Raw genomic sequence first — 20,858 nt, forward strand, 5'->3', positions numbered from 1 at the left:
GGAGCCTCGGGCTCCCCGCCGGCAGCGGCGCGCTTCGGCGCGGCGAGCGCATCCGTCCGCGCTGCGTCGCCCTGCGCAGGCTCCCCTGCGGCGGCCGCGCGGCGCTCTCGCGTGGCGGCGCCCGGCGCGGTTCGGGGTGCGGGCGCACGGGTCGGGGGAGCGCCGCCGGCGCGGTCGACGCCTGCCCGCCCGCGGTGGGGCGCCCCATCTCGCGGCGCCCTCGTCCTGTCCGCCGGGCCGCGCTCTACCGCGCCGCCGTCGCGAGGGCCGCGCTCTGCCGGCCCGCGCTCGCGTGGTCCACGCTCGTCCGATCCGCGTTCTCCTGGGCGTGCCGGGAGCCGCGGCGACGGCTCCTGCGCGGGCGCCGGCGTGCGCGGCCGGCGCATGTCGATGACCCGCGGAGGCCGCGTGCGAGCGGGCGCTGCGGTGGCTGGCGCTGCGGCAACGGGCGCTGTGTCCGCCACACCCGCTCCGGCTGCTGCGCCTGTCGTCGCGGGTGCCGCCGCGCCGTCGGGGGACGTCGCCGCGCTGCCCTCCGCCGCCCCTCCGGCGGTCTCGGTCGCCCTCTGGTCCGGCGCGCGTTCCTCGACGGGCTCCGCGTGTTCCGGCTGCCCCGCCCCGTTTTCCGCTGTGTTTTGCTCGGCCATGGGGCTCCTCCATAGCGTTGTCCGGCGCTCCGCGAAACCGGATCCCACCGCCTCCTCCGCCGTCGGCGTGGGCGCGCAGCGCTTCCTCCGCCTGGACCGGGGCGATCTGTGCGGGCCGCTGAGGGTGAATCGGGAAGGTGGAGGACGCGGCCGCGGTGGATGACGGGGCTGCAGCGCCGCGACGACGTCGCGGCAAGCCGGCCCGGCGGGCTCGCCCGGGCCGGCCGTCACGTTGCCCGGCTACTCGCCCAGGTAGGGGACGAGGTTGACGGTCTCGCGGTCGAGCTGGTGAATCCCGAAGCGGCCGGCGGCGAAGAGGACCTCCTCACCGCTGGTCACGAATTTCTCGGGCCAGCCCCAGGTCTGGAAGAACGCCTGCGCCTTCGGCGCCTCCGGCTGCTCCAGGGAGATCGCCAGCACGCCGCCGGGCACCTCGAAGAGCGCGCGCATGTCGGCGGTGTGGCGCAGCGACGCCCACGACGCGAGGCGGACCGTGGAGAGCTGGTTGAACTCGGGGGTCGTCGGGTTCTCGTTCTCCGGCGGCGGAGGCGGCGTCTCCCCCGCGGGCACCGGCGAGAGCGTCGTCAGCTTCTGGTTGGGATCCCAGCCGTTGTACCACCCGTAGCCCGGACGCCAGATCAGGCTGTGGCTCAAGACGGGCAGCCCGCGGCCGTCGATGGAGATCGCGTTGACCTGGCGGTTCGGGAACTGCTGGTACTCCTGGAGGTACGCGAGCCCCTGGTGCAGCTCGAGCCGGGCGATCGCCGTCTCGATGAACTGCTGGCCCCACACCTTGTCCCTCGCGTAGATCGAGTCGCCCTGGATCGCGAGGATCTCGCCGGGCACGTTGATCCCCGGGTCGAGCGCGGGCTGCGACGGGTTGGACAGGTTGAGGTGCGTGAGGAAGTACTGCGTGTGCGGGCGCGGGTCGTCCGGCGCGCCGACCGAGCGCTTGATGTTGAAGTAGAGCTCGCCGTTGTCGTTGAGGACGTTCACGGTCTCGCTGTTGTCCGGCAGCGTCAGGGCGGGCCGTACGGTCGGGCTGTCCGGGTCGGAGAGGTCGAGCACGTTGATCTCGATCTGAGCCCAGGTGCGGCGCGGGACGTACTCGTAGCAGTAGGTCGAGGTGATCCCCGGAATGTCGTTCCGGTCGACCTCGACCGGCGTGCAGGTCGTGTCGGCGCCGACGTGGTCCGTGCACTCGGCGAACCCGCCGTTGCAGTACTCGTCGCTGCCGATCCTGCGGCACATCCGCTCTCCGGCCATGTACGTGCAGCCCTCCTGCCCGAAGCAGGTCGCGTTCTGGATGGAGTTCGTCCGGCACGCCCAGCCGACCCCGAGATCCTCGGTGTGGCCGATGACGCGCAGGAACGCGAGCGCATCGCGCCCCGGGTGCACGGTCGGGAACGAGCTCGCCCCGCCGTAGTAGCCGCCGATCGAGGGGAGGTCGCTCGTATCGAGCGTGCCGGCCTGCCGCGGCGTGGTCGGATCGGACAGATCGATCACCTGGATATGGGCCACCTTGCCCACCCAGTTCTCGAAGGTGGTGGTCAGCGACACGAGCAGGTCGCCCACCTGGTAGAGCTGCGCGCCGAGCGGCAGATCGAAGGCGGCCACCGGGGCCACGAGCTGGGTGAGCCCGGTGCTCGGGACGACCTCGGCCTTCATCTTCCGGTTCTCCTGGGGAGTCCAGTAGAGGTCGTACGGCAGCTTGATGCGCACGCGGTGGTCGCCGAACGCGAAGACCTTCGTGTAGTCCGGGGCGAGCTCGAGCTGGCCGAGCTGGGTCGTGACGTCGAGGTCGTCCTGAGCGTAGAGGGTGAGCTGCTCGTCGGACACGTTCGCCGTGGCGATCTCCTCGGCGCGGAACGTGCGGCGCACGGGCGTCCCGTGCTCCATCAGGCCGCGGCGGGTCAGCGTGGTGTCCGAGAAGGTGAAGATCTGCACGCCGGAGAACGGCCGCCGGTAGTTGTCCACGATCCTTGTCGCGGAGAACGGGAGCAGCACGAGGCCGGTCTCGGCCTCTCCGGTCGGCGCCACCGCCTCCACCGCGTCGTCGAGCACGGTGAACGCCCGGTGGTCCCAGTCGGCCTCCGACCAGCTCCAGCCATCGGCGGCGCTGTCGACCTCGGCGCGCGCCACGAGGGGGTTCGCGTTGGTCAGGTTGGTGATGTCGTAGAGGCTGGCGGCGAGCCGGCGGCCGTTCGTGTCGTTCACGCCGATGCCGATCAGGCGGGTCGCGCCGAGGACGGGGCGGAAGAAGTTGTTCCACCCGGACACGATGAACTCGCTCTCCTCGACGACGTTCCCGCTCGGATCGATGGAGAAGGCGTGGAACGGATCCTCGCGCCGGTAGGTGACCGCGAACGCCCTGTCGTCCATGAAGATGGCCCCGAAGAGCGACTGCTGGGCGCCGAAGTCCTCGCTGTCGATCGGCGCGATGTTGTCGCGATCGGCCGCGTCGAACGTCTCCAGGTGGCTGGGCGTCCCGTCGGCCCACCTCGGACCCGAGAAGACGCGCAGCATGTCGTCGCGGAAGTCCATGTGGAACTGGGAGCGCACGTAGCCCGCCGTGTTGACGCTGCCGCGCAGGTCCATGGATCCGTCGGTGTTCGAGATATCGATGACCGAGATCTCGCTGATCTCCTCCGACCAGCTGAGACTGTTGCGCGCCACGAGGAGCACGTCCGCCTCGGCGTGGATGGCGGTCACGGCGTCGCCGAGCTCGATCCCGGGGCGCTCGACGAGCGCGTCGACGCCGACATCGAAGCTCCTGACCAGGGTCTTGTTGACCCACTGGAACTGGCCCGGGGTGATCTCCGCGAGCTCCGACCCGTTCGAGGCGATGTAGAGCGAGGTCGCGCTCGTGCCGCGCGCGAGGCGGCTCGTCATGATGGAGCCCGTGACCGGGTACTGCGACAGGAGCTTGGGCGCGGTGCGGTCGGCGATGTCGATGAACAGGACGGTGCCGCCGGCCCGCCGCTCGACGGTGAGGCCATCGGCCTTGAGCTGGTAGCCGGCCCAGTCGTTCAGGAGCACGACCGCGCGATCGCCGACGGCGTACATCTCGACCGGGGTGCCGGCGATCTGCAGCTGGCCGAGGAATTTCGGGCTCGACGGGTCCTGGATGTCGATGACCTGCAGGCCGCGGTAGGGGTTGAGGTTGAGGAGCTGCCCGCCGCCGAGGACGCGGTAGATGTCGCCTTCCTCGATCTCGCGGCCGGCCTCTTCTTCTTCCTCCTCCTCTTCTTCCTCTTCTTCTTCCTCCTCTTCCTCCTCGCCGAGGTTCCCCTCGGTGAAGGGGTCGTCGGCCGACGTGAACTCGCTGGGCCCCTCCGGGGTCTCTGGCTCCTCCTCCTCGGGCTCCTCCTCCTCGGGAGGTTGGGGCTCGGGCTCCTCCTCCTCGGGCGGTGGGTTCTCGTTCTCTTCTTCTTCCGGAGGGGTTTGCTCCTGGGGCTCGGGTTGCTTCTCGTCGCCCCCGCATCCCTGTCCTAACAGCAAGAGAAGCGCGGCCATCACGCTGGCCTGCGCCGATAGCACGCCTCTGAACAAAGCTCTCTTCGCCACTGCCTACTCCTCCTCAGCACCTCGCGCGAGGTGCTGAGCCTGCGCACATCGATGTGTCCTACACGGGTGACCCGCGGTCTGAACGTCCCGGTCGACGGACGACGACGCCTCGAGTTCCCGGCGAGTGGTCGAGGGCGCGTCCGGCACGGCGCAGCCCGCGATCGCCCTGGTCCTCGCGGCCTCGCGCTACCCTGGACCGTGAAGTTGCATCGCGCAGATTATCCACGTTCTGGAGGGCGCGCTCAACGCGGATTGCGGTGACAGGACGGAGGCGAACGCGGATCTTCGCGTGACGCAGGACGGCGTCGGGGCGGACGTCCGGCGGCTCTGGGCGGAGCGCAGCGCCGCGGTGCTCACACGGGAGCCGCGTGCCCACACCCAAGGCGGGGCGGCCCTGACTTGAGTCCGCGGCGCAGCGTCGATGGCCCGCGGGTCGACGCGACATCGCAGGGTCACCGCTTGTCTCTGGGAGAACGATCCCCTCGTCGCCCAACGAGGAGGCAGCCCCGGGCTCAACGAATCTGCCTCACACTTCCCTCGGCCCGCCGTGTTCCGTTGCGCTGGACAGCCAGCCCGCTGCAAGATGGCCGCGCGCACGACACCCCGCGCCCCCCGGCGTGACCGTGTCGAACCGTCCCCGACTTCACTCCCGAGCACCACGGCCAAAGCGATGACCAAAGAACCGAGATTCATCGAGAACCCCGTCCTCCGGGGCTTCCATCCCGATCCCTCCATCGTCCGGGTGGGCGAGGACTACTACCTTGCGACCTCCACCTTCGAGTGGTTCCCGGGCGTGCGGCTCCACCACAGCCGCGATCTCCGCCACTGGAACCCCATCGGCTATGCCCTGGACCGCCGCTCCCAGCTCGACCTGCTCGGCAACCCTCGCTCTGGGGGTATCTGGGCGCCTTGCCTCTCCCACGCAGGCGGCGTGTTCTATCTCGTCTACACCGACGTCAAGTCCTGGGGCCACGGCTTCGTGGACGCGCACAACTACTACGTCACCGCGAGCCGCATCGAGGGGCCGTGGTCCGAGCCCGTCGCGCTGAACCGCGGCGGCTTCGACCCGTCGATGTTCCACGACGAGGACGGCCGCGCGTGGCTCACGAACATGGTGTGGGACCATCGCCCCGGCAACAACCAGTTCCCCGGCATCGTGCTGCAGGAGCTCGATCTGCAGCAGCGCCGGCTCGTCGGCGAGCCCCGCTGGATCTTCACCGGCAGCGGCCGCGGCCTCACCGAGGGGCCGCACCTCTACCGGCGCGGGGGCCACTACTACCTCCTCGTCGCCGAGGGCGGCACAAGCTACGAGCACGCCGCGGTCATGGCGCGCTCCCGCCGCATCGAGGGGCCGTACGAAATCGACCCGAGCGCCCCGCTCCTGACCTCTCATCACGACCCGGGCCTCGAGCTGCAGAAGGCCGGCCACGCTTCCCTCGTCGAGACCACGACGGGCGAGTGGTACCTCGCCCACCTGTGCGGGCGGCCGCTCCCCGGCGAGCGCCGCTGCATCCTCGGCCGCGAGACGGCGCTGCAGCGGGTGCGCTGGACCGAAGACGGATGGCTCACGCTCGACGCGGAGCGCCCGGCCGCGCCCGCCGTCCGCGTGCCGGCGCCCCGGCTGCCGGACCACCCCTTCGAGGAGGCCCCGGCGCGCGACCACTTCGACCGGGGAGCGCTGGGGGTCGCGTACCAGGCGCTGCGCGACGTGCCCGACGAGAGCTGGGTGTCGCTGCGCGAGCGCCCCGGCCACCTGCGCGTCCGCGGCCGCGAGTCGCCGCAGTCGCTGCACCGGCAGAGCGTCGTCGGCCGCCGCATCCAGTCGCTCCGCTGCCGCGTCGAGACCTGCCTCGAGTTCGAGCCGGCCTCGTTCCAGCAGATGGCGGGGCTCATGGCCCTGTACGACGACGAGAACTTCTTCTACGCGCTGCTCAGCCACGACGAGAGCGCCGGGCGCTCGATCGCGCTCCTCGGCAGCGAGCACGGAAAGCTGACCTGGCTCGCGCGCCCGGTCGCCTTCTCCGCCCCTCGCCTCCACCTCCGCTTCGAGCTCTCCGGCAAAAAGCTGCAGTTCTCGTCCTCGGAGGACGGCGAGCGCTTCGACGCGCTCGGGCCGGTGCTGGACGCGTCGCTCCTGTCCGACGAGCGCACCTCGCTCGGCATGGGCTTCACCGGCGCCTTCGCGGCGCTGTGCGCCCATGATCTCACGGGAAAGAGCCTCCCCGCCGATTTCGATTACCTCGATTACGCCGAGCTCCCGCGGGAGCCCTGAGCGCGGCCGGTGTCCTGAGCGGAGCGGACCCCGCGGATCTCGCTCCCCGATCCCGGCCGAGCGCTCCGGCCGTCTCCCGTCAGGCCGCCGCCTCGCCCCCGACCGACGCCGCCATCGGCAGCGCCACGAAGAACGTCGCCCCCTTCGAGAGCACGCTCTCCACCCAGATGCGCCCCCCGTGCCCCTCGACGATGCGCTGCGCGATGGCGAGCCCGAGCCCCGTCGAGCGCTCTCCGCCGGTGCTGACCGTCCTGGCCCGGCCGAACGGGCGGAACAGCTTGCCGATGTCCTCCGGCGCGATCCCGGGCCCCTCGTCCTGGACCGACAGGATCACCTCGGTCGCGGCCCCGTTCGGCCCCGCGGCGGCCGAAGCGCCCTCGACCCGGACCCGGATGGCCTTGCCCTGAGGGGAGTAGTGAATGGCGTTGCTGATCAGGTTGTTGAGCACCTGCTCCAGCTTGTGGACGTCCACCTCGACCCGCGGGACCTTCTCGTCGCTCTCGACGACGAGCCTCATGTTCTTCTGCCCCGCCAGCACCATGTTGAGCGCCACGTTCGCCTCGACGAGCTGGACGATATCCGTGCTCTTCCGGTCGAGGTTCAGCTTGCCTAGCTCGATCATCGACACGTCGAGCAGATCGTTGATGAGCGAGAGCATGAACTTGCTCGAGCTCCTGATCATCTCGATGATCTCGACCCCGCCCTCCCGGAGCAGGGACGACGGCTCCCCGCGGCGGTGGGTCATCAGCATGAAGTCGCTGTAACCCAGGATGACGCCGAGCGGGTTCCTGAGGTCGTGGGCCGCCATGCCGACGAAGCGGTTCTTCTCCTCGTTCAGCCGGACGAGCTCCGCGTTCTTGGCCGCGAGCTCCTCGTGCATCTGGAGGAGCTGCCGGTTGCTCTCCTCCAGCGTGTCGGCGTACTGCTTGAGCTTGAGCTGGCTCCGCTTGTGCTCGATGGCGTAGCGGATCGTGCGCTCGAGGATCTGCGCGTCGAACTTCCCCTTCATGAGGTAATCCGCCGCGCCCGCGCTCATCGCGGCCATGTCGATCGCCTCGTCGCCGACCCCCGTCAGCATGATGATGGGGATCGCGCAGCCGAGGTGGTTCGCCTCGTGCACGACCTCGAGGCCGGTGCGGGCGTCGAGCCGGAAATCGAGGAGGCAGACGTCGTAGCCGCCTGCGAGCAGCGCCTCGAGCGCCTCGTCCGAGGTGCTCACCCACGTCACGTCGTAGCGGGTCCGGGAGACCTCGCGGAGGAGCCTGCGCGTGACGAGATGATCGACCTCGTCGTCATCCACCAGAAGGATCTTGATCTCGCTGTCGTTCATCCGGAGCCTCGACGCCGCCGACCCCGCGGGCCATCGGCGATCTCGCGCCGACAGGCGCCGCGCCACGGCGCCCGCGCTGGCGCCGTGGTCATGGTCCTCGTTCTGAACCTCATTGCCGGCGCTTCTGCTCGTCGGCGACGCCCACGAGCGCGCGCGCCAGGGTGATGAGCTGCCCGGCGTCGAACGGCTTGACCAGGAACGCCGAGGCGCCGAGGCGCGACAGGCACTGCCAGTCGGCCGCGCCCCCCGTCCCGGTCGCCACGACGATCGGGAAGTCCCCCCGCGGGAGCTTTCGCACCGCCGCCGTGAGCGAGATGCCGTCCAGGCCGGGCATGTCCAGATCGAACACGCCGAGCGACGGGGGGTTCGCCTCGATCGCGGCGAGCGCCGTCGTGCCGTCGGGCGCGGTCTCGATGACGGCGCCGGGCAGCGCCTGCGCGAGGACGCTGACGAGGAAGCTGCGGAACGACGGGCTGTCGTCGGCCACGACGACGCGCGTCGCGTGGGTGTACGCCGGCATGGCGCCGCGGGCGTCGAGGAGCGCCTCGCGCAGCGCCTCCGCGCTCGCCGTGCGCTCTTCAGGCTCCTTGGCCAGCGCCCCGAGCACCGGCGCGTCGAACGACGCGGGGATGTCGAGGCAGAGCTCGCTCGGCGGGATCGGCGGCTGATACGCGTGCTGCATCACCAGATCGACGGTGCTCGTGCTCTGGAAAGGCAGGCGGCCGGCGAGCAGGTAGTAAGCGACCACCCCGAGCGCGTAGACGTCGATCCGCGGCAGCAGCGCGGGGTCGAGGTGCCGGCCCAGCGCCACCTCGGGCGCCAGGTACGCCGGGGTGCCGGAGAAGGCGAGCTCGATCCGATCGCCGCGCGGGATGCGCTTCGCGAGGCCGAGATCGGCGACCACCACGCGCAGGGCCTGGCCGACGAGGATATTGCTCGGCTTGATGTCGCGGTGGGCGATGCCCGAGGCGTGGATCGCCGAGACGCCGAGGCAGACCTGGTCGAGCAGGCTCAGCGCCTCGTCGAGGACGAGCCGGCCGCCCTTGCTGTGGACGTAGGTGTCGAGTGTGACCCCGGGCACGTACTGCATCACGAAATACGGGGCGTTGGCGTACTCCCCGAACGCATAGATCTCGACGACGTTCGGGTGGTGGACGCGCGCCATCGCCCGCGCCTCCGCGAGCAGCCGGGCCTGCATCTGCGCGTTGTCGAGCTGCTCCGGCCGGAGCAGCTTGATGGCGACGTCCCGCTGGAGCTGCTCGTCGCGCGCCAGGAGGATGACCCCCATCGCCCCCTCGCCGAGGCGGCCGCGAATGCGATAGACGCCTCCAAGTAAAGCGCCATCGGGCGGCACCTGAACGTGGCCTCCGCCCTCGTGCATGCTCGAGCGCGTGGCGGCCAGCGCCAGGTCCTCGTCGCTGAGCGTCGAGCTGTCGACGGGCGGCTCGACGGGCGGCTCGACCCGCACGGGAGACCGGTCGCGCACGACGGTATCGACGCCCGGCAGCGTATCCGCGACGTCGGGCACGAGCGGCGCCGGGGGATCGCCGCCGTTCTCGCTTCCGGCACTGAAGCCAGGCGGGCCGTCCGCCGCGTCTGTCATAGAGCGCATGATACGTGCCCTGCTCATGCCTATCAACGAAGAGCGACACGTGCTGCAGCTGCGAAGCGGCGTGCACGCGACTGCCGGTGGACGTGTCGCAGGCGCGTCATGACGGCCGCGATCGCTGTGCACGCGTCCGCGCGGCGTCAAGCACGATGTCGAGGGTGTGTCGTAATGCCACGCTGCTCAGCGCGGCTGGCCCCTCGCGCGGAGCGGCGCGCGCCAGCACGGCTAGGCGCCCCGCATGAGGAGCGGCTCCAGCCGGGGCAGCCTCGGCAGTAGCTGCTTGCGGATGCGGACTGCGCGGAGCACCTGGAAAGGGTCCTGGAGGAGCGTGCGGGGGGGCCTGCAGTGCATCCGCGCGAGCAGCGCCCCGAGCGGGTGCTTGAGCTGCTGCTGCGTCGCCACCATGGTGCAGAGCAGATCGGCGCCCGCCGTGATCAGCGGCCCGGCGCCGTAGCGCGGCTGGCCGAGCCCGAGGACGTAAAGGTTCTTGTGGCTCGGCGGGACGATCCCGTCGATGAGCTGGGGCAGGCCGTCCTTCCAGGCGATCACGCCGTCCGCGAGGAAGGGGAAGCTCACGCGATAGCCGGTGGCCGCGACGATGAGGTCGAATCGCTCGCGCGCCCCGTCGACGAACTCCACGGTGTCGCCGTCGAGGCGCCGGACGTCGGGGTGGGGCGTGATCCTGCCGTGCCGGAGGTGATAGAGCAGCTCCGAGTTGAGGGTCGGGTGCCGCTCGAACGGCTCGTGATCGGGGTGGGGGAGCCCGTAGCGCTCGTAGCGGCCGACGGTGAGCCGGACCAGGCTCTTGACGAAACGTCGCTGGAACCAGGGTGGCATCCAGGGTTTGAGCAGCTCGACGGTGGGGACGCCGAGCATCATCTTCGGCAAGAACCAGTAGCCCCGGCGCAGGCTGATGTGCGAGGAGGCGCCGAACCGCGACGCCTCGACCGCGATGTCGCACGCGGAGTTGCCGCCGCCGAGCACGAGCACCCGCTTGCCGGCGAGCTCCTCCGGGCGCCTGTAGTGCTTGGCGTGGATGAGCTGGCCGCTGAAGGTGCCCGGGAGGTCGGGCATGCGCGGGTCCCAGTGGTGGCCATTGCAGACGACGGCGCCGCCGTAGATGCGCGTCTCGCCGCCCGACGGGCCGCTCAGGGTCACCTCCCAGCGGCCGTCGCCCCGCGGGGCGACGCGGGTGACCCGCGTGCGGAAGGCGATGTGCTCCCGGAGCCCGAAATGCTCGGCATAGCCGCGCAGGTAGTCGAGCATCTGCGCGGCGCTCGGGAAATCGGGGTAGTCCGCGGGCATCGGGAAGTCGGGGTACTCGGTGGTCCTCCTCGACGAGATGATGTGCACCGTCTCGTAGACGCCGTGGTACCAGTTGCCGCCCACGTCGTCGTCCGCCTCGAAGACGTCGAACGGGATGCCGCTCCGCTTGAAGGCCCGAGCGACGCCGAGCCCGCAGAACCCTGCGCCGATGATCGCGTGCTTGTGCTCGTAACCGCTCATGGCGTCCGTCCGGCGCTCAGGAGAAGCCGATCCCGGCGAGGTAGGCCCTCGCGAGGTGGAGGTTGTCGTTCTGGGAAGGGTGGAAGTCGCGGCGCAGGTACTCGCGGATGCCGCGGAGGAACACGCCTTTCAGGACGGACCTGTGCCTCGTGAGCGGGAGTCGCTCTGTCGACGATCCGCACGACCCGCACGATCCGCGGTCGCCGCGGTCGCCGCGGCGGGGGAGCTCCTGGGCGAGCAGCACGAGCAGGGCGGCGAGCCAGAACATCGAGAGCGTGACGGTGGCGAGCGCGAAGCCCACGATGCGCAGGGCGTAGCTCGGGTTGACCAGCTTCAGCACGTCGAAGGCGACGGTCTTGTGCTCGATCTCCTCGGCGGCGTGCCAGAGCAGGAGCGCCCTGGCGGTCGGGTGGGCGAGGTCGAGCGTCCCTGCCTGGAGCGCGTCCTCCGCCATGATGGCTGTGTAGTGCTCGAGGGCCGCGGTGACCGAGAGCCGCAGCGCGGGCGAGCAGACGCGCTCGATGCCGTCGTAGGCGACCCGCTCGTAGGCGCGGAGGAACCGGTCGATCTCGTAGCCCTGCCCGCGGAGCAGGTCGAAGAACCGCTCGTGCGCCTTGGCGTGGTGGCCCTCCTGCCCGAAGAACGCCCTCACCTGGGCGCGCAGCGCCGGGTCCTCGACGCGGTCGGCGTAGCGCGCGACGCTGCGGATGAAGAAGCGCTCGCCGGCCGGGAACAGCAGGTTGATGGCGTTGGCGACGTGGGTCGGCAGCGCCTGGCCCCCGAGCCAGTGCCGGGTGAGGCCCTGCTCGAACGCCACGGGCGGCTTGCGCGGCGTGAGGGACGACGGGTCGGTGATCATCGAGCTCTCCTTCCTCCGCATTCCTCTCCTCCCGAGGTGCCCTCCAGCGCCCGTCGAGGCGCCGGCGGAGCCCGTGCCGGGCGCGCCGCACCGCAGCGCAGCTCAGGGTACGGGCGCCGGTCCGTGTTGATATCAGCTATTGAACGGGAGTCAATAGCGTCGCGGGCGACGCACGTCGCCGGGCGAGGGGGCCGGGCGGGCGGGATCAGGGGTTGCAGCGACGGCCGCTGCGGCAGCTCGCGATGGCGAGTCCACCGCGGGGCGCTCTCCAGCACAGTGGGCGGCTGGCTCACGCTGCTCGGGGCATGCCGAAGAAGCGATGGCCTTGATGCGTGTCGCCGGCCTCGATTGTTTCAGCCGTCCAGCAGCGATCGCTCTCGTCATCCATGGCGACTCCGCTGCAAGAGATCCTGACCGTGGCTCCGAGCTACCCGCTCAGTCGCATCCTCGCCCTGAGTCCCAAGCACTGGGTCGCGACGCGCCAACGCCTCATCGCCGAGGGGCGGCTCAAGTACCTGGACCTGGCTCGGTCTGTGAGGGCCCCGGAGTAGTCGGCCGGGGCTGCTCGACAGGAACCTCCTGTCACCTGAGGTGAGCGCGGCGATTCGCCCTCGACGTCCTCGAATCGTTTTGCTTCGCCTTGTCCCCCGCCGAGCATAGCGACTGGCGAGCCAGCACGGCGGCAGGGTCGTCACGATCACGTCGGTCGTGGTCTTGCAGGCAGAGCCAGGCCGCATGCCTGCCGTCGGACCTGCCTGTCGGCGGAAGGCGGTCGCCGAGGAGTAACCGTCCGGCGATGACAGGCTTTTCTGAAGGCCGACGTGAATCGGAATGGCTATACTTAAATGGCCATGAGGACGCTCTCGGCTGAGTCCGCCTGTGCTGGCGCGCCAGGAGGGAGGAATGGCTGTACATACAGCATAGGAAATGAGTGTTGATGGCTAACGGCTAGCGGATCGATATTGAAGAGAGCTCGACGGAGTCATCGGGCTCCCGCGCTGAGTGAACGGAAGGGTGGCCTGAGCCCTATCGGTCACTCTGGGGGCCATGGAGAACAAGGTGACGATGAATATTCTCGTTGCGGAAGATGACGACGACCTACGCGAGCTCGTGGCAATGATGCTCTCGGTCGAGGGATTCCATGTGCAGACGGCGCGGCACGGACAAGAGGCTCTGGAGAGGATAGGTGAACACATGCCCGACCTCATCCTGCTCGACATGAAGATGCCGGTCATGGACGGCCGGACCTTCGCGCGGGAGTTTCAGATCCGATACGGCCGGTCGGTGCCCATCATGGTCCTGACCGCGGCCGAGCACGCCGCCCTTCGAGCCGAGGAGATCGGCGCCGCAGGGTGGATCGCGAAGCCCTTTCACTGCGACCAGCTGGTCAGGATGGTACGGTCGCACCTTCGCATGTAAGGGGCAGGCGGACGTGGAAAGTGCTGCCACGGCCTTCCTCACTTTCGAACCACATCTCGCCTCCGTGGCGCACCACGATCGCGCGCGACAGGTACAGCCCCGTCCCCATCCCTCCGTAATCGTGGGGCGTATCGGTGTGGGCGCGATGGAAGCGCTCGAAGATCCGCGCCCGCTTCTCCACGGGGATCCCCACCCCCTGATCGCGCACGGACACCAGGGCGTCGAGCGCGTCCGCCATCCGCACGTCCAGCTCCACCTCGCCGCCATCCGGTGAGTACCGCAGGGCGTTGTCGAGCAGGTGCGCCACGACCCGCTCCAAGAGCTCGCGGTCCCCTTGGAGCACCACGGGCTCGGCGCACGTGACCCGGATGCGGCGCGACCGCGCCCCCTGCTCCTGGCGCGCCGCCATGCGGTCGACCAGCTCCCCGAGATCCACGCGCTCGAGCACCAGATTCAGCCGGCCGAGCTGGACTTGCGAAAGGAACAGCAGATCGGCCACGATCCGCTCGATTCGGTCGGCGCCCCGCAAGAGCCCGTCCAGGATCCGGCGCTGACTCGGCGGCAGCTCCGTCGCCGTGCGCAAGAGCATCTCGGCATAGCCCATGATCACCGTCACGGGCGTCTTGAGCTCGTGCGCGGCCACGCGGAGAAACTGGTCCTTGAGCCGGTCGAGCTCCACGAGCTCGGTGACGTCCCGCACGACCGCCACCGCGCCCACCACCTGCCCCCCCGCATCGCGCATGGGCGACGCGCTCGTGTGCACGTAGCGGGTCCGCTCCGCGCCGGGGAGCGAGATCGTCCCCTCATCCAGGGCCACCGTCTCGCCGCCGAGCGCGCGCACGAGCGGCATTTGCTCCGCTTCGTAGGGCGTCCCGTTCGGGCGGTCGAAGCCGAGCCGCCGCGCCAGCTCCACGATGGGCCCGCGCGCCTCGTCCGGGCTCGCGAGCCCTGCGAGGCGCGCCGCCGCATGGTTGGCCAGGGTGACGCGCCCGGTCCGGTCGACGACGAGGACGCTGTCGACCATGTTGTCGAGCACCGCTTTGATCTCCATCTGGCTCCGTTCGAGGTCGGCGTAGAGCATGGCATTGTCGAGCGAGATGGCCGTCTGGGCGCCGAGCAGCTCGAGCACCCGGATCGTGCCGGCCGTGAACGCCCCCGTCGCGACGTTGTTTTCCACGTATACAAGGCCGCTCAGGCGCGCCTGCCGTACGATGGGGAGGCACAGCAGCGAGTGCGGCCGTCTCCGGGTGAGGTGCTCGTCCGAAGCGAACCGCGTCGCCACGGCGGCCTCGTCCAGGATGACGGGCTCACGCGTCCGCGCGACGTAGTGGAGGATCGACATCGGGAACGCCGCCGCCGAGGCCGGGACGCCCTTGTGGCTCGCGACGCGGATCTCCGTCCCGTCGGTCGTGGCCTCGGCGTAGACGGCGAGCTCGCCGTCGCGGACCAGGATCAGCGCCCCTCTCTGCCCGCCCGCCTGCTGGAGCACGATCTGCAGCAGCGTCTCGCTGAGCTTCGGCAAGAGGATCTCGGACGAGATGCTCTGCAAGGCTTTGACCACCGAGAACAGGTCGAGCTGCTCGGGCGCGGCCACGAACGTGGCGGTGAGCGCGACCGATGGTCGCTCGACGAGCTCGGGGTAGCATCGGTCGAGGCTCTGGACTTTGCCGTCGGCGCCCCAGCGGACGTAGCAGGAGCGGGCCTCGCGCAAGTAGGTATCGGCGAAGCGCACGAACCCTCGCGCCCGGTAAAACCGAGATGCGAGCTCGTAGGCAAGCGCTTCAACGTGGACCAAGCCGCTGTCGCGCGCCGAGTGGACGGCCTCTTCATAGAAGCGCATGGCGTCGAGGTCCCGGCCCTCGGTGCGGGCGATCTCGGCTGATACCAGGGCGTAGCGGGCCCGGAAGTTCTCGGGGCAGTTGTCGGCCCAGAGCTCCAGCTTCTGCAATTGCTTCTCGAGCGTCTGCGCGAACTGCCGCTGCTGCTCGGCAGGGGCCTGCGCATAGAGCGCCGTCAGCGTGAGCGCGTGGTAGAAGTGATGCGTCGCCTCGATCGCCATAGACGCCACCTGGCGCAGCATCGACGTGGCGCTGGTCGCGGACTCCAGCGCTTCGGCATATCGTTCATGGGTAAATGTCGCGATCTGCTTCATGATATGGTAGTATGTAATTCCAAGGCCGAAGCCCGCCTTCTTGAGGGCCGCGACACAGCTCTCCTCGTCGAAGGTGCCGTCGCTGAAGCTCGTGGGCGCCTGCGTCGCTCCCTTCAGGCTCGCTGCAAACTGCTCTTCGAGCCGGAGGATATGGTACACCACGTCATTGTGGGTATGCCGGGCGAACGCGATGTGCTTCCGCGCGACATCGATGACATGAACGAGCGGCTCTCCGCTCTCCAGGACAAGCCATGTCATGTTGTAGGTCAAGTAGCCGGCAAAGACGAGATCTCCGATGTCGAGGCAAGCGAGAAAGGCCTGCTCCATGAGCGGGAGGCTGGCTGCGAAGCGCCCGCACCAGACCTTGATGACGCTTGCATACTGGAAGAGCAGCTTCCCTTTCAGTGTTGCCGTGGCACTCTTGAATTTTTCATTCAACCTGAGCGCCATCTCGGAGAACTGAAGCGCGCGCGGGATGTCGCGGTAGATCGAGACCAGCACCATGCCGTAATTACTATAGATGAAAGAGGACTCTTCGGCGTGCCCGCACTCTAGGGACACGTTCACCCCCTTGGCGGTGAGCAGGACCCAGAGCGCTGGTCGCGAGGTGTATACGATGGGGCACGATTCGGCGATCAGGCCGATGAGCGCCCGCACGCTCTCGTCGGTGGCTACAGGCGCATCGACGAGGTCGGCGATGGGGCGCCCGCGCAGGTTGATCGAGACCTGCCGGATCTCGGCCTCCGCGGCCACCTCGATCTCCTCGTCGGACTCCGGGAGCATCACCCGGTAGAGCTGCAGGGCCTGGATCATGACCGCCGCGGCATCGCGGTGCCGTCCGGCGATCTGGTAGAGCCGCAGGCGCAATCGGTACGCCCTGGATCGGTCGGGCTTGGAGCGGGCGTTCTGGAGAATCAGGTCGAACAGCTCGTCGGCCCGCTGGAAGCGGCCGACGAGGTACTCGCATTCGGCGAGCTCCAGGTGGAGCGTGAATGCATCCTCGTACCGTGCGGTCCAGGCGTCCGGTGGCAGCAGGGAGGTCGCCTGGGCCAGGTAGCTGCGAGCCGACGCGTAGGCCACCGAGGCCTTTGCCTTGGTCCCCGCCAGGAAGTTGAGCCGGCAGAGCGCCTCCTTCTCGCGCGGGTCGGTGAGGAGGTGGGCACCGTGATTGAGCTGGTTTGCGACATCGAAGACCCGCTCTGCGATCCCCTGCTCTGGCAACCGAGACAAAAGGAGCCGGCCGAGCTGAAGATGCATCTCGGCGCGCAGCTCCGCCGGGATGAGCGAATAGGCCGCTTCCTGGATGCGATCGTGGAGGAACTTGTATGTGCTGTCCACGCGGATGACGAGGCCCGCGCGGACGGCCTCCCAGAGGTCCGCGTGTACGTCGTGCTCCACGCTGCCGCGAACCATCGCCAGGAGGGCGACCTCGGCGGTATTTCCCAGACAGGCGAGCTGCTTCAGCGCTTCCTGGGTCTTCGCGGGCAGCCGCCTGAGCTTGCCGACCATCAGGTCGACCACGTTGTCGGTGTAGCTCTTTTCGCGGATCTTCGCGACGTCCCACCGAAAGGCTTCCGTGCGCTCGTCGAACTCGATCAGGCGCTCATCATGGAGCGAAAGGAGGAACTGAATGGCGAAGAAGGGGTTGCCGGCCGTCTTCTCGTAGACGAGATCGGAGAGCGGTGCGGCGTCTTCGAGGCGGCAGCGAAGCGCCTCGCCGACGAATGCGGCGAGGTGCTCCTGCCGTATCGGACCGAGCACGATGTTCGAGACGCGCGCGCCGTCTTTCCGCACCTCGTCCAACGTCAGCAGGAGCGGGTGGGTGGGGGACACCTCGTTGTCGCGGTAGGCGCCGATGATGAGGAGATAGCGCATCTCAGGGTGGGCCAAGAGGTCCTTGAGCAGCCCGAGGCTGGCCGCATCGACCCACTGGAGATCGTCGAGAAAGAGCGCGAGGGGGTGCTCCTTCTGGGCGAACACCCCGATGAAGTGCCGGAACACCATGCGGAAGCGGTTCTGCGCCTCGGTCGGCCGCAGCTCGGGGACCGGCGGTTGCCGTCCGATGACCAGCTCGACCTGCGGAATCACCTCCACGATGAGCTGGGCGTTGACCCCGAGGACGTCGAGCAGCTGCCGTCTCCAGGCCGCGATCCGCTCCTCGCTCTCGGCGAGGAGCTCTATCACGAGCTCCTGGAAGGCCTGGACGAGCGTGGCGTAGGGGATGTCGCGCTTGTATTGATCGAACTTGCCCAAAAGGAAGAAGGCCCGCTCCCGGATGACTGGCTTATGCAGCTCATGGACGAGCGCGCTCTTGCCGATCCCGGAGTATCCGGAGACGAGCAGGAGCTCCGGCGTCCCCGTGGCGACCACGCGGCCGAAGGCCTGGAGCAAGAGGGCGACCTCCGCCTCTCTGCCATAGAGCTTCTGCGGGATCTGGAGCCGGCCTGTCGTGTCTCGCTCGCCCAGCGCAAACGGCTCCACCCGCCCGCTCGCGCTCCACTCTGCGAGGTACCTCTCCAGGTCGCGCTGGAGGCCGCGAGCGCTCTGGTAGCGATCCTCGGGCATCTTGGAGAGGAGCTTCAGGATGATGCGCGAGATCGTCTCGGGCACCTCGGGGACGAGCTCCGACGGCGACGTGGGAACGCGGGCCACGTGGCAATGGACCCATTCGACCGGATCGCGCGCCTCGAAGGGGAGCCTGCCGGCGAGCATTTGATAGAACGTCACGCCGAGCGAGTAGAGATCGGTGCGGTTGTCGATGGCCCGGCTCGTCCGCCCTGTCTGCTCCGGCGATAGGTAGGGCAAGGAGCCCTCGATGAGCCGGGGGGGCTGCGCGCGCTGCTGCTCGCGGGGGAGGCGGGACGCGACCCCGAAGCCGGCGATCCTGACCTCGCCGGAGGCGGGGTTGACGAGGATGTTGTCGGGTTTCAGGTCCTTGTGGATGATGTCCTGCTGGTGAACGTCCGCGACCGCCGCCGCGATGCGGATCGCGAGGGGGAGGAAGCGCTCGATCCCCATGGGCGTCCCGAGCAGGCGATCGAGGGACTTGCCGCCGAAGTCCTCCAGGATGAGGGCCGGCATGCCGTGGTACATCTCGAGGGCGAGCGGCTTGATGACGGCCCGGGAGTCGAGCAGCTGTCCGATCTCATACTCGTGCTTCAGCCGCTCGCGGTCCTTCGGGCGGCTGCGCCGCGGATCGAGCACCTTGAGGATTACCGGGCAGCGATCGGCGCTCCTGACCGCACGATAGACGACGGCTGTGCCATCGAGGGAGAGAGGCATGGTGATCGTGTACCGGGAGGCGAGGGGCATGGAGAGGGTTCCTGATGCGCGACACGCTCGGCGAGGACGATGAGGCCGCGTGCGCGGTGCTCCACAGGGCTCGGGCATCGTCGGCCGGGCCGCCGAGCCGGAGCGCAAGCGTGGTTGAGCTCTCACGCGGGCTCGAATCCCTGCCGACCGGGCTCGGCGCCATGTGCCGGCAGGATGGGTCCTGTGAAGACCTCGCGGACCGTGATGCTACGCTCTGTCGACATGAGCGCAAATCTTGTGCCTCACGTCGCATGCGTCATGGGCCTGCGTTCTATAAAGGAAACTCAGCGCAAGTAGTTCCGCCCGCCAGAAGTCCGGCCAGAGATCCGGAGAGAGATTTCAACGCAAAGGCGCAAAGGCGCAAAGGCGCAAAAAAAAGAACACTTTCATGCATTTCTGCGTCTTTGCGATCCTGGCGTCTTTGCGTTGAACTCTCTCTCCTCTCGCGAGGCAGATTCCTGGCGGGACTGTTCCGCGGCGCCGAACCGTCGCGATCCGTCGGATGCCCCGGGATCTTGGGAGAGCGTGACGACGGATCGCCCCCCTAGATGGGATGAGGCAGCCCACGGGGCGCCTGGACCCATGATGCCAACTGCACCGACCCGAGCCTCTACTCGACGCGTTCGCGCGGCGGGGCCTGCGAAGACAGCCCGCAGCACCGCGGAGGTCGGCCCATCGGCAGCCGAGGGTGCTGGAGTGCTCGGAGGCGTCACGGGTTCGCGAGCGGAGCTCGCCGGCACCGCCGCCCTTGACTCCCCCTGCGCGCTCCAGCCGGATACAGCTGCGGGCGATGGGCGGACGGAGGCCTCCGGCGGGGGCTCCAGGCTCCGGAGAGGAGCGCGCAAGAAAGAGCCGCTCGGAGCAGCAAGCAACATGGCTGACCTCTCGCCTGCAGGGTTGCCTGCGGGCCCCCCCACGCGTTCGAAGACGCAGAAGACGGGGGCCCAGGAGAGGTCAGCCATGCGAAGTGTAGCGCTAGGTGGCAGCGCTGGAGATGCTCACCCCTCAGATCGCGCTGGTCGATGCCGCGCTCGAGCAGCTGTGAACCCACGAGCCGGTGATCGCGCGGCTGACCACGGCCCCCGGCGTGGGGCTGGTCATCGCCGCCGCGTTCGTCTCGGTGGTGGACGAAGCCAAGCGCTTTCACCACGCCTACCAGCTCGCCTCCTACCTGGGCCTCGTTCCGTTGGAGGACACCACCGGCGGGCGCGACAAGCGGCGGCTGGGCTCGATCACCAAGCAAGGCAACGCCTATCTGCGCGCGCTGCTGACGCAGGCTGCGCACACGATCCTGCGGCACAAGAGCAGCGGCGACCCGCTCGGTCGATGGGCAAAGGCCATCGCCGAGCGCCGGGGTCACCACATCGCGGTCGTGGCGCTGGCGCGGCGGCTGTCGGGGGTGCTGTGGGCCATGTGGCGCGACGGCACAGTCTACGATGCGCAGATCGCAGCGACCGCTTCGGCCAAGGGCCTGCGGCTGCAGGCCCAATCGGTCGAGCAGCAGGCGCAAAGCATGAAGGAGGCCGCGGTCAAGGCGCGCCGCCGGCAGCGCTCGATCGACAAGGGACTCGGCGCCGCTGCAGCAACGGCTCGGTCGAGGCCGGTCTCGACCTCAAGGAGGGCCTCAATGCACTGACTTTCCCCCTACGGGAATGTGCGCCACGAGCGCGTCACGCTGGGAGCGTGAAAGAGGGCCACGTGGATGAGCGCGGAAGCATCGAGGGTGCTCGGCCTGTGGGTCGAACATGCCGTCCCTTAGAATGCGCCTCCACGGTCCCGTTTCGGACCCCAGTGTGCATCCAGGCCACCAGGGCGACCGCCGGCCTGTGAATGCGGATCGTCGATCGAGCCACAGCTCGCTCCTGCGGACGCGAAGAGGCGCTCAAGCACAAGCGGAACGACGCCCGACCAGGGCGAAGGGAGATGTCCAGGCCGAAACGAGCTGCACTGACGACGCCGAGCACCGCCGCTGCCGAGCCGAAGCCGGCCAGCCGCGCAAAGAGAGCGCTCAAGCCCTTGACCTCAGGGCTGCCTCATCGTCGATGCATGGATAAGCTGCTGATACAGCGTCACTTTTCCAGGAGGGCCGGATCGCATAGAAGAAGGTTCTGTCAACCCAGGGCAGGTCCCGCAGTGGGGGCTTGACGTCTCCGAAACGTTTGGACTTCCTTCTCCCTCCTCCTCG

9 protein-coding genes are annotated in these 20,858 nt (G+C 69.0%); 3 read left to right on the top strand and 6 right to left on the bottom strand.

The features are described 5' to 3' along the window. Window positions 1–887: 887 nt before the first annotated feature. Complete coding sequence (locus WMF36_RS11185) at window positions 888–4,214, bottom strand: beta-propeller domain-containing protein (RefSeq protein ID WP_437579591.1); 3,327 nt, start codon at window positions 4,212–4,214, stop codon at window positions 888–890. Window positions 4,215–4,884: 670 nt separating this feature from the next. On the opposite strand from WMF36_RS11185, the gene WMF36_RS11190 reads away from it, so the two are divergent. Further along, a complete protein-coding gene (locus WMF36_RS11190) occupies window positions 4,885–6,486 on the top strand; it encodes a glycoside hydrolase family 43 protein (protein WP_437579592.1) in 1,602 nt (533 codons plus the stop codon). A 79-nt stretch (window positions 6,487–6,565) separates the two neighbouring features. On the opposite strand, the gene WMF36_RS11195 is transcribed toward WMF36_RS11190, so the two are convergent. The 4 genes from WMF36_RS11195 to WMF36_RS11210 all read right to left on the bottom strand — a co-directional run bounded on the left by WMF36_RS11195 (window position 6,566) and on the right by WMF36_RS11210 (window position 11,790). Further along, the gene (locus WMF36_RS11195; protein WP_437579593.1) at window positions 6,566–7,816 is read right to left on the bottom strand and encodes an ATP-binding protein; all 1,251 of its coding nucleotides are present in this window, start codon (window positions 7,814–7,816) and stop codon (window positions 6,566–6,568) included. Window positions 7,817–7,925: 109 nt separating this feature from the next. Continuing rightward, complete coding sequence (locus tag WMF36_RS11200) at window positions 7,926–9,428, bottom strand: protein kinase domain-containing protein (RefSeq protein ID WP_437579594.1); 1,503 nt, start codon at window positions 9,426–9,428, stop codon at window positions 7,926–7,928. A 222-nt stretch (window positions 9,429–9,650) separates the two neighbouring features. Continuing rightward, complete coding sequence (locus WMF36_RS11205) at window positions 9,651–10,931, bottom strand: flavin-containing monooxygenase (RefSeq protein ID WP_437579595.1); 1,281 nt, start codon at window positions 10,929–10,931, stop codon at window positions 9,651–9,653. A 16-nt stretch (window positions 10,932–10,947) separates the two neighbouring features. Next, window positions 10,948–11,790 (bottom strand): metal-dependent hydrolase, encoded by an 843-nt coding sequence (locus WMF36_RS11210; protein WP_437579596.1) that lies wholly within the window; start codon window positions 11,788–11,790, stop codon window positions 10,948–10,950. A 1,047-nt stretch (window positions 11,791–12,837) separates the two neighbouring features. Here WMF36_RS11210 and WMF36_RS11215 point away from each other — a divergent pair. Further along, window positions 12,838–13,209 (top strand): response regulator, encoded by a 372-nt coding sequence (locus WMF36_RS11215; protein WP_437579597.1) that lies wholly within the window; start codon window positions 12,838–12,840, stop codon window positions 13,207–13,209. Here the strand turns inward: WMF36_RS11215 and WMF36_RS11220 are convergent. After that, on the bottom strand, window positions 13,178–18,643 hold the full coding sequence (locus tag WMF36_RS11220; RefSeq protein WP_437579598.1) for an AAA family ATPase: 5,466 nt from the start codon (window positions 18,641–18,643) through the stop codon (window positions 13,178–13,180). The genes WMF36_RS11215 and WMF36_RS11220 overlap by 32 nt on opposite strands. A 1,087-nt stretch (window positions 18,644–19,730) precedes the next feature. On the opposite strand from WMF36_RS11220, the gene WMF36_RS11225 reads away from it, so the two are divergent. After that, a complete protein-coding gene (locus WMF36_RS11225; RefSeq protein ID WP_437579599.1) occupies window positions 19,731–20,309 on the top strand; it encodes a transposase in 579 nt (192 codons plus the stop codon). The last annotated feature ends 549 nt before the right edge of the window (window positions 20,310–20,858 follow it).

The organism is Sorangium sp. So ce887 (assembly GCF_051521455.1).
Taxonomy (GTDB): Bacteria; Myxococcota_A; Polyangia; order Polyangiales; family Polyangiaceae; genus Sorangium.